At 62.5% G+C, this 9,998-nt stretch carries 8 protein-coding genes and 1 pseudogene; 5 read left to right on the top strand and 4 right to left on the bottom strand.

Going from position 1 to position 9,998, the window contains the following annotated elements; all coding sequences use genetic code 11:
• On the top strand, positions 1 to 2,752 hold a 2,752-nt coding region (locus VGF12_RS11515), incomplete at its 5' end, for a calcium-binding protein (protein ID WP_331176182.1).
• Between the two features lie 124 nt (positions 2,753 to 2,876).
• On the opposite strand, the pseudogene VGF12_RS11510 reads toward VGF12_RS11515, so the two are convergent.
• Positions 2,877 to 3,089 (bottom strand): annotated as a pseudogene (locus VGF12_RS11510) (transposase); the annotation flags it as partial.
• A 107-nt stretch (positions 3,090 to 3,196) separates the two neighbouring features.
• Between VGF12_RS11510 and VGF12_RS11505 the strand changes: the two are divergent.
• The 4 genes from VGF12_RS11505 (at position 3,197) to VGF12_RS11490 (ending at position 7,262) form a co-directional block, all read left to right on the top strand.
• Positions 3,197 to 3,784 (top strand): TetR/AcrR family transcriptional regulator, encoded by a 588-nt coding sequence (locus VGF12_RS11505; RefSeq protein WP_331176181.1) that lies wholly within the window; start codon positions 3,197 to 3,199, stop codon positions 3,782 to 3,784.
• 321 nt (positions 3,785 to 4,105) lie between these two features.
• Complete coding sequence (gene soxC, locus VGF12_RS11500) at positions 4,106 to 5,401, top strand: sulfite dehydrogenase (protein WP_331176180.1); 1,296 nt, start codon at positions 4,106 to 4,108, stop codon at positions 5,399 to 5,401.
• Positions 5,388 to 5,993 carry a cytochrome c gene (locus VGF12_RS11495; protein ID WP_331176179.1) on the top strand — a complete coding sequence of 202 codons (606 nt, stop codon included), beginning with the start codon at positions 5,388 to 5,390 and terminating at the stop codon, positions 5,991 to 5,993. The genes soxC and VGF12_RS11495 overlap by 14 nt, the downstream gene beginning before the upstream one ends.
• Positions 5,994 to 6,386: 393 nt before the next feature.
• Positions 6,387 to 7,262: a substrate-binding periplasmic protein gene (locus VGF12_RS11490; protein ID WP_331176178.1), complete on the top strand. Its 876-nt coding sequence runs from the start codon at positions 6,387 to 6,389 to the stop codon at positions 7,260 to 7,262.
• Between the two features lie 299 nt (positions 7,263 to 7,561).
• Here the strand turns inward: VGF12_RS11490 and VGF12_RS11485 are convergent, their stop codons facing one another.
• The 3 genes from VGF12_RS11485 to ligD form a co-directional block, all read right to left on the bottom strand.
• On the bottom strand, positions 7,562 to 7,792 hold the full coding sequence (locus VGF12_RS11485) for a hypothetical protein (RefSeq protein WP_331176177.1): 231 nt from the start codon (positions 7,790 to 7,792) through the stop codon (positions 7,562 to 7,564).
• A gap of 24 nt (positions 7,793 to 7,816) precedes the next feature.
• On the bottom strand, positions 7,817 to 8,797 hold the full coding sequence (locus tag VGF12_RS11480) for a Ku protein (protein WP_331176176.1): 981 nt from the start codon (positions 8,795 to 8,797) through the stop codon (positions 7,817 to 7,819).
• A gap of 28 nt (positions 8,798 to 8,825) precedes the next feature.
• Positions 8,826 to 9,998, bottom strand: a 1,173-nt coding sequence (gene ligD / locus VGF12_RS11475) for a DNA ligase D (RefSeq protein WP_331176175.1), incomplete at its 5' end; no start/stop codon positions are given.

The following is a 9,998-nucleotide window of genomic DNA, read 5'->3' as shown; positions in this document are numbered from 1 at the left end:
CGGTGTAGTCGTCAGCGAGCAGGGCATAGCGTCGCTGGTGGCCAACCAGGGTAGTGCACTCGGAACCGCGGGTGCAGACTTCCTGATTGGTTCCGATGGAGCGAGTGATTCGTTGGCGGGCCTTGGTGGCAACGACACGATTTACGGCGGCGGTGGCAACGATGTCATCGACGGAGGTGAGGGGAGTGACTACCTTTCCGGCGATGACGGAAACGATGAAATACATGGTGGCCTGGGCGACGACAGTATTCTTGGTGCCGCAGGCGACGACTTGCTCTTCGGTGAAGGGGGCGTCGACACATTGTCCGGCGGGGATGGCGATGATGTTCTCACCGGTGGCGTGAGCGCCTACGGTGGCGCCGGCAACGACATCATCTACGGCACCGCCGGGAGTGATTCGCTTTACGGAGAGGGGGGCAACGATTCGCTCAATGGCGGATCCGGCAACGACACTCTGTGGGGCGGCGTTGGCAATGACACGCTGCAGGGGGGGGCAGGTAACGATTACCTGTACGGCGAGGCAGGGGATGACGTCTATCTCTTTGGTCGAGGCGATGGAGCTGACACCATCTTGGGCAACTTCAATGGCGGCTATGACGAGCTACAGCTGGCTGCGGGAATCGCACCGGGTGAGGTGTCTGCGTCACGCGCCGGCGGTGCCGACCTGCTTCTGAGCATCAATGGCACCTCCGACTCCGTCCTGGTGAAGGACTTCCTGAATCAGGCATCGTCACTGGCATTAATCCGTTTCGCTGACGGGACTACCTGGACGTCAGATGCATTGATCGAACAACTGTCAAGCATTGTTGGCACTAGCGGTGCTGACAGTCTCACGGGGGGATCTGGCCATGACAAGTTGCGTGGTTTGGAGGGCAATGACACGCTGCTGGGTGGAGCCGGTCGGGACACGCTGGATGGAGGCGCCGGTGCCGACCGCATGCTTGGCGGCGCAGACAACGACAAATACATCGTAGATTCAACTTCCGATGTCGTCATCGAGTACGCCGGAGAAGGCGACTACGACTACATCGAGAGTTCCGTGACCTACACCTTGCCGAGCAACGTCGAGGATCTGATTCTCGTTGGCACATCAAACATCAACGCCACCGGCAACAGTCTGGACAATGAACTGGACGGGAACTCAGGCAACAACTCGCTGAGCGGCGGGGCTGGGCATGACTTGCTTTTCGGAAACGAGGGCAACGACACACTGAACGGCGGTACTGGCGACGACTCCATGTGGGGTGGGCTGGGTGACGACAGCTACGTGGTGGACGCAGCCCCGGTGTGGGCTGCGGACGAACAGGTGGCAGGCGACTTCATCGAAGAAGAGGAGGGTGAAGGCATCGACAGCGTGTCGTCGAGCGTCGCTTATGCGCTGCCAGCCAATGTCGAGAATCTGACGTTGACCGGTTCATCAGGTATCGCTGGCACCGGCAACGAGCTGGCCAACATGCTGATCGGTAACAGCGGTGCCAACCGCATCTCGGCGGGCGATGGAGACGACACATTGAACGGTGGTTCGGGCGCCGATACCCTCGTTGGCGGCCGAGGCGATGACAGCTATGTTGTCGACGCGACGGGAGATGTGATCACCGAATATGCCAACGAAGGCACGGACAGCGTTCAAGCCAGCGTGTCGTGGACGCTCGGGGTCAATCTCGAGAACTTGACGTTGACCGGTGCCTCCGGGCTCAGTGGAGCCGGCAATGCGCTGGACAACATCATCATTGGAAACGGTGGTGCCAACAGCCTGAGTGGTGGCGCAGGCAACGACACGCTCGACGGTGGGGCTGGTAAAGACACGTTGGTGGGAGGCGCAGGCAATGACACCTATGTCGTGGACGTCTCGACTGATGTCGTTACTGAAAACTCCAATGAAGGTATCGACACCGTACGCAGCGCAGTGACTTGGACGCTGGGCACCAACCTCGAGAACCTGGTACTGACAGGCACCTCGGCGATCAATGGCACAGGAAACGCATCCAACAACATGCTGACGGGCAACGGTGCGAACAACACGCTGACCGGCGGCGCCGGGAACGACACGCTTGACGGCGGGGCGGGTACCGATAGCTTGGTTGGCGGTACGGGAGATGACACTTACATTGTGGATGCAACGACGGATGTCGTGGCCGAGAACGCAGGCGAGGGCACGGACATCGTCCTGTCCAATGTAACGTGGACGCTCGGGTCAAACGTTGAACACCTGACGCTGACCGGTTCATCTAGCGTCAATGGCACAGGGAATACGCTCGCCAATATGCTCACCGGCAACAGCGGAGCCAACACCTTGGCCGGTGCTGCTGGCAACGACACACTGGATGGCGGAGCCGGCAACGACACGCTCAATGGCGGGGCAGGAGCCGACACGTACATGCTCGGCATTGGCTACGGCAACGACGTCATTGTGGACAGTGATTCCACGGCCGGTGTCACGGATGTCGTTCGTTTTGGCGTCGGCCTGACTCAGAGCGACATTCGCTTCACGCAGAGCGGCAATGCCCTGGTCGCGACGATCAAGAACTCGTCAGAGTCATTGACCATCCAGGACTGGTACTTGAGTGCCCACAATCGTGTCGAGGAGTTCCGCTTCGACGATGGCACGGTGCTGACCAGCGTGCAGGCCCAGGCGCTTGTTGGGGCGATGGCAGCTTTCAACCCGACTGGACCTGGCATCGCGATGGTCAACGAGACCTCTGGCCAGCATATGTCTCGTGCTGCGGGAATAGCGGTCTCTGGCGCCGCCTGAACTGAAACTAACAAGCGTGTGCTGCTGCCCCACCGTAAGCGGCCAGCGAAGTCATGTTGATCGGGTGATGTCTCAGCGCGTGGTGTAAGTCCACAGCCCGGACAGGCTGAGATACGCGGGTTACTCAGCGTGCCACTGCGAACAGCCGAGTTGGGACACTATCACTGAGGGCCTGCAGGCCCTCGAGCTGCATGTAGCGTCGAGTCAGACTCCACTCGTCGTTCTGCTCCAGCATCGTGGCGCCGACCAGCCGTGTGATGGCGTTGTCGTTGGGGAAGATGTCCATGACGTTGGTCCTGCGCTTGATCTCGGCGTTCAGCCGCTCCAGCGGGTTGGTGCAAACCGACAGTACAGGTTGCCAGTAGATCTCAACGCTTCCAGGACAGCGAACCGGACTGGTCGGTACAGATAAGATCGAGCGCATCGCGTACGGCGGGGAGCGCCTTGGACATCGTCGACTATCCGGAACTGCCTCAGAAGGAGCGGATTCTCAAGATCGCGGCCCAACTCTTTGCAAAGCGAGGCTTCCACGCCGTCGGCATGAGTGACCTGCAGGATGCGGTCAAGCTTGGCCGCGGTGCGCTGTATCACCACATCCGAAGCAAGGAAGACCTCCTTTACGAGATTTCCCGGGAGTACATCAGGGACCTTGCGCAATCAGCGGCTCAGCTGCTGGTGGAGGTCCGTGATCCGTCGGAGCGCGTGCAGCGGCTGGGCACCTACCTCGTGCGGAAGATCGCATCCCATCAGGCCGAGTTGACGGTCTGCTTTCGGGAAATTCAATCTCTGACTGAACCGCGTCTGAGCGAGGTGCTCGAGTACCACAGCAAGTACGAGCGAGCCTGGCGGGACACCATGGTTGACGGAGCCGATGCGGGGCAGTTCAGACCCTATGACCACGTCACGCTCAAGGCCGTGCTGGGCATGTACTTCTATGGCTATCTGTGGATGACGCCGGGACGCGCGCCAACTGCTGAGGTCATTGCGGAGCGGGTCAACGAACTGGCGCTGCGCATGCTCAAGGCGGCTTGACGGGCCGCTACGACGCCGCGCCCTCAGCGACCTCGAAGGAATCTCGAAGGCGGTTTGGACCTTCCACTGATCCTCATGTTTGCCTGACGAAGGCATCGGTGTGTGCTGTGCTGGACCAACTGGTCCAGATTGGCATCGAACGAGCGGTCAATTCACTATTCCCAGTGATATATAGCGCGGGTTGACCCTGGTTTTATGAACTTGACCTGGTCGCTTTGTTGATCGTATTGTACCGATCGGTCGGTACTGAATTTGCGTTGCAGGAGCTGCCTGCAGAGTCTTGGAAGGCATGGAATGACCACTCGAATTGAGGAGCCGCCGATGGCGGCAGACGCAACGGATTTGTCAACCGAGGCCCTGGCCCGCAGGCGCTTCTTGAAGCGAGGGAGCGCAGGCGCCGTGGCGACAGCGGCAGCAGCACTCCAGTTACCGGCGCGGGCGGCTGAGAACGTGGCTGCGGCAGGCGCCGAAGCTGCCAACCTTCCGCCGAACGTGCCAGAGTGGACGAAGTCACTGGGGGAGCCCACGGCGTCGCCCTACGGCATGCCCTCCAGGTTCGAGAAGACAGCCATTCGTTCGCTGTATCCCGGCTTGAAAGAGCCCATGTCCGCGTACAGCACGTCGCCGCTGCAGGAGCTTGACGGGATCATCACGCCGAACGGGCTCCACTACGAGCGGCACCACGCCGGCGTGCCGCAGATCGATCCCGCGCTGCATCGCCTCATGGTGCATGGGCTGACGCGCCGCTCCCTCATCTTCACGATGGATGAGCTCCGCCAGTTCCCCAGTGAGTCGCACATCTACTTCATGGAGTGCTCCGGCAATCCTTCGTTCCTGCCACCTTGGGGCAAGACCGCGGCCGAGGTCGCCGGCTTGGTCAGCGGTGCGCAGTGGACGGGGGTGCCGCTGAGGGCCGTGCTGGCGCATATCGGCGTGAAGCCGGGTGCGAAGTGGGTCATTGCCGAGGGCGCGGACGGTGCCGGGATGACCCGTTCGATCCCCATCGAAAAATGCATGGACGATGTCCTTCTCGCGTACAGCCAGAACGGCGAGCGCCTGCGGCCCGAGCAGGGCTATCCATTGCGCCTGTTCGTGCCGGGCTTCGAAGGCAACATGAGCATCAAGTGGCTGCGGCGGCTGGAAGTCGCTGACCAGCCTGTCTACTCGCGAGAGGAGACGGCCAAGTACACCGACCTGATGGCTGACGGACGGTCGCGCAAGTTCTCGTTCGTGATGGAATGCAAGTCGTTGATTACCTCACCGAGCGGCACGCATCGCCTGACCCGACAAGGTCGCCATGAGATGCGTGGCATCGCATGGAGCGGTCACGGAAAAATCAAGGCCGTTGATGTGTCGGTGGATGGCGGCAACACCTGGACGCCCGCGAAGCTCGACGGGCCGGTCCTGAACAAGGCGCTGACCTCTTTCAGGGCGCCTTTCGAATGGCGGGGCCAGGAGCTGATGCTCATGAGTCGCGCGGTCGATGAGACCGGCTACGTCCAGCCCCTGCTCAGCGAGTTGCTGAAGGAGCGCGGCAGCGTTTCGTTCTATCACAACAACTCGGTGCAGCCCTGGCGAGTCGCTGCGAATGGGGAGGTGACCAATGGCCGCGCGTAACGTCCTGGCATCGCTGGCTCACTGCGGGGGCGCCGCCTGTCTGACCCTTGCCTCACTGAGCGCCGGTGCCGATGAGCTCAACCTGGGGCGCGAGCTCAAGCCTGCCGAGCTCGCTGCCTGGGACATCAATGTGTTCCCTGACGGCAAAGGCCTGCCTCCGGGCAAAGGCACCGTCGCCGACGGCGAACGTGTCTACCAGGCGGCGTGCGCGTCGTGTCATGGCATGAAGCTGGAGGGTGGCCTGGGCCCCGCGCTGACGGGGGGCAAGGGGTCGTTGACGACCAACAAACCCCTCAAGACCGTGGGCAGCTACTGGCCGTACTCGACGACCTTGTTCGACTACATCCGGCGCGCCATGCCCTTCCAGGCGCCGCAGTCGCTCAGCAACGAGGACGTCTACAGCGTGTCCGGCTACATCCTGCATGTGAACGGCCTGATGAAGGCCGACGACGTCGTCGATGCCAAGACCCTTCAGGCGGTGCAGATGCCGAACCGCAACGCCTTCTATGTCGACGACCGGCCTGACGCAAAGAGCAAACGCTGCATGAAGGACTGCCTGCCCGCCACCGCGAAATCGAAGACCGGTCACTGACGGGCTCCCCCGCCGCTGCTCAAGGGCATCCCCGTCCTGCGATGCCACCGGCGCAGGCCCGGAGGTACGCGGGATGGGTCTTGTCGATGCCGGGTGCCACATGGCCGCCGGCGTCTCGTCGGCGTGCAACACCGGCAGGCGCAGCAGCGAGGATCGCGGGAGTCAGTTCTGGATGAAGCTTGACACTTGTTGAAGGACGTCTTGCAACGACTGTCGGCGCAGCGGGCCTGCGACATCAGGGAATTGCTGCCTCACCGCTGGATGCCGGCTGACTGACCGAACGCACTGCGTGGGTCAACATGTGTTCGCTGGCTGCTTACTTCGGGAAAACAACGAGCCCAGTGCTCGCCGCACGGCATCTAATGAAGAAAACAAGATGACGAGGAGGCGCAAATGGGGCTGCGCTGTTTTCCTGCCAGACTGCTTGCCGTGTGCATCGCTACCGCTGCGAGCGGGCCAGCTTTTGCGGCAGAGGGAAGATGCGGCCCGTACAAGGTGGGCCTCAAAGAGTATCCGCAGGTCTATGCGCAGCGGCCAAAGACCGCTGATCCGGCGGTGGACGCCGTTGGGCTCGACAGCGACTTCTTCGCGCTCTTGGCGGCTCGCAGCGGCTGTGTGTTTCAGTACGAGCTGGAATCCCAGCCGCGCGTGTGGGCGCGCATGCACGAAGGCACGCTGGACATCACAAGCTGGGTGATCCCTACCGAAGAACGGCGGCAGGCCGCCGTGCTCATTCCGATCCTGACGGTCAGACCGCTGGCATACGTTTGGAAATCGGCAAATGCGAGCACGCGAGAAGCGTTCCTGGCCAAGTCTGACCTTCGCGCCATTGCTGTGAAAGGCACCTCCTACGGCCAGGGTTACGACTCTTCCCTGGAGGCGTTGACCGCAAAGCGAGTCAGCTGGGTTGCCGATGTGGACACCGCGGTGCGCGTCTTCTTGGCTCACCGCGTCGACCTGATCGTCACCTATCCGTGGGTGATGGTCAGGCACCTTCCAACGATGCGAGGACGGATCGAAGTTGCGGACTGGTATGCCGACGGCCCAACCACTTCTTCCGGTCTCGCCCTCTCAAAGAGAAACGTCTCGCCGCAAGACCAGGCGCGACTTTTGGAGGCGTTGAAGAGCATGTCCGCTGATGGCACGTTCAAACGGTTGGTGGATAAGTATCTGCCTGATGGCGGCATAGGTTTTATTGAACCCATCCGACTGCTTGGAGTCTCTGGCGCTGAAAGCGCGCCCCTAGCTGCCGACGCTCCGAAGCGATAGGTTCTGATTTGATGAGCGTGATTGGCCGTTGAATTGAAATCGCTCCGCGGGCTGTCGGCCGTATTTGGGCACCCGGCAATCGTGAAACACTCTGACCCTGTGCAAGTCGCCCGTGCCGGCGGCTCACACCCGCGTGGATTTCCCGCTCATCGTCGCGCCGGCCTGCGCGTCGCGCTCAGTCAAGGAAGCGAATGGAAGCTTCCCAAGTCCGCGCAAACGGCGGAAACGGCGGAAACGGCGGAACCAGCCGGCCACTGCCGAGACGTTCGGTGCCGGGCAGCTGACCATTCCTCCGGCAGCTACGGCTGCGGGAGGTGGTCTGGCGACGCGACGGCTGCAGCCTTCGGCAGCTTGGACAGCACTGAGCTGGGCGCACGCGACACGTAACCCTCCATCACCGCCCGCTCCAGCGCGAGCCGTGCGTCCTGTGCGGTCATGTCGTGCTGTTGGAGGGCTTGGAGAAAATGGGCGTCGCTGAAGATCTCAGGCAGCGAGGCCAACGCGCCGCGGATGGCAAGGTCGACGTTCATGGGGGACACCTTTTGGTGGATGGATCAAGCCGCCCGCTTGGCCCGGTTCTCCCGGTTCTCCCGGTTCGCCGATGAAGCGATCTTCTTCGCAGGCTCTGCCTTCTTCGGGGTGGGCTTCTTCGTGGTGGCCTTCTTCGCCGGCGCCTCGGCGACGCCGCCCTTGCGCTTGGACTTGGTGCCCAGGCTTTGGCGAAGCAGTTCGCTCAGGTCGATGACGTTCGAGCCGCTGAGGTCGAGCGCTTCCTCGAAGGGCTCCACCGTCGCTGTCTTGCCGGCCTTGGCCTTCTTCTGGATAAGCGCACGGATGGCGCTGGTGAAGTCGTCCTTGAACTGCGCCGGCTTCCACGCCGACGTCATCTCGGCGATGAGCTGCAGCGCCATCTTGAGCTCGGCGGGCTTCAGGCTGTTGGCGGTCACCCCTTCCTTCGGCAGGTTCAGGGCGTCGGGTGACCGAATCTCGTTCGCCCAGCGAAGCGTGCCGAGCATCAGCGCAGGTCCGGCCGGGATGAGTGCCGCCAGGTGCTCCTTGTTGTGCAGCACGAAGCGAGCAATGCCGATGACGCCGCCCTCCGTCAGCGCCTCTCGCAGCAACGCGTAGACCCGGTCAGCCTTGCCTTCCGGAGCCAGGTAGTACGGCCGCTCGGTGTAGACGAAGGAGACGTCGGTCGCCTTGACGAAGGTCTCAATGGCGATGGTCTGCGTTCGCTTGGGATACGCCGCCTTGATTTCATCGTCAGAGAGCACGACATACGTGTCGCCTTCGAGCTTCACGCCCTTGACGATGTGGTCCTTGTCGATCTCCTTGCCGGTGCGCTTGTTGATGCGCTTGTAGCCGACCGGGTCCATCGTCCGCTTGTCGAGCCAGTCAAAGTCGACCTCCTGCTCGTCGGTGGCGGAGTGCAGCGAGACGGGCACGTGGACCAGGCCGAAGGAGATGGCGCCCTTCCAGATGGCACGCGAACTGGACTTGGGCGGGTCGGATGCTTCTGCCTTCTTGGTGACCATGGTGGCTCCTGTGGATGGGGGAGGGGGCCTACGCTGTCCTGAGCCGCTTGATGGCCTGGGTCAGGGTCTGCCTGCTCTTCCAGTAATCGACCCAGGGGTCGTGCTTCTGGAACGTCAGGTAGTCACGTGCCGTGGCGATGGTCCACTGGGCGCCGCTCTTGAGTTCCGGCAGTTGCTCCCACGACACCGGCATCGACACGCCGAGGCCAGGCCTGGCGCGCGCCGAGAAGGCGGCCGCGGTGGTCTGTCCGTGACCGTTGCGCAGGTAGTCGATGAATATCTTGCCGACGCGGTTGGCGCTGCCGGCCTTGGCGACGAACCGTGTGGGAATCACTTGGGCCATGTGCTGCACGACGGCTTGTGAGAACGACTTCACGGCGTCGTACTCGAGCTTCGGCACCACCGGCACGACGACGTGCAAGCCTTTGCCGCCCGAGGTCTTCAACCAGGCCTTCAGGCCGAGCTGCTCGAGGAAGCCGTGGGTCAGCACCGCGGCCTCCTGCAGGTGTGCCCAGGTCACGCCCTCGCCGGGGTCCAGGTCGAAGATCACCCGGTCCGGCAGGTTGATGCGGCCAGACTTGGAGTTCCACGTGTGGAACTCCACGGTGTTGAACTGGGCCGCGCCGACCAGCGCTTCGGCGGTGTCCACCACTAGCAACGCGTCGTGGCCCGGCCAGAGGTCCGGGTCAAGTTCGGTCATGCCGGGCATCCTGGCCTCCGAGTGCTTCTGGAAGAACAGCTGCCCCTCGATGCCTTGAGGGGCACGGACCAAGGACACCGGGCGGTCCTTCAGATGCGGCAGCATCCATTCGGCAATGCTCTCGTAGTAGCGAACGAGCTCGACCTTGGTGATGCCCGTGGTCTTGTCGATGACGCGCTCCGGGTGACTCACCTTCACGCTGAGCGTGGATTCGCGCTGGGTGCGCTTCGCAGCCTTGGCCGCGGGCTTCACCGCGGTGGCGTCTTCGCGCCGGATGCTGGACGCGGGCTTGTCGGTGCGAACGCCTCTGAACGTCGCGTGCCGCACCAAGCCATCTGGCGTCCACTCCGCGAAGGCGACTTCGACCACCATCACCGGTTTGACCCAGCGCTGAGCGCCGGCGGCGCGCCTGGACCACCGGCCCGGCTTGGCCGCCGCCAGGGCCGCGGTGGGTGTCTGAATTTCGAGCTTCTTCAGCTGTGCGTACAGCTCGCGGCCGGC

This window comes from Roseateles sp. (genome assembly GCF_036404855.1).
GTDB lineage: Bacteria > Pseudomonadota > Gammaproteobacteria > Burkholderiales > Burkholderiaceae_C > Pelomonas.
The sequence above is the reverse complement of the archived record's forward strand: the minus strand, read 5'-3'. Positions and strand labels throughout refer to the sequence as shown.

Coding starts and splice junctions, on each gene's coding strand:
- VGF12_RS11480 (WP_331176176.1), bottom strand. CDS start 8,797: ATGGTCACCAAGAAGGCAGAAGCATCCGACCCGCCCAAGTCCAGTTCG.
- VGF12_RS11485 (WP_331176177.1), bottom strand. CDS start 7,792: ATGAACGTCGACCTTGCCATCCGCGGCGCGTTGGCCTCGCTGCCTGAG.
- VGF12_RS11495 (WP_331176179.1), top strand. CDS start 5,388: ATGGCCGCGCGTAACGTCCTGGCATCGCTGGCTCACTGCGGGGGCGCC.
- soxC (WP_331176180.1), top strand. CDS start 4,106: ATGGCGGCAGACGCAACGGATTTGTCAACCGAGGCCCTGGCCCGCAGG.
- VGF12_RS11490 (WP_331176178.1), top strand. CDS start 6,387: ATGGGGCTGCGCTGTTTTCCTGCCAGACTGCTTGCCGTGTGCATCGCT.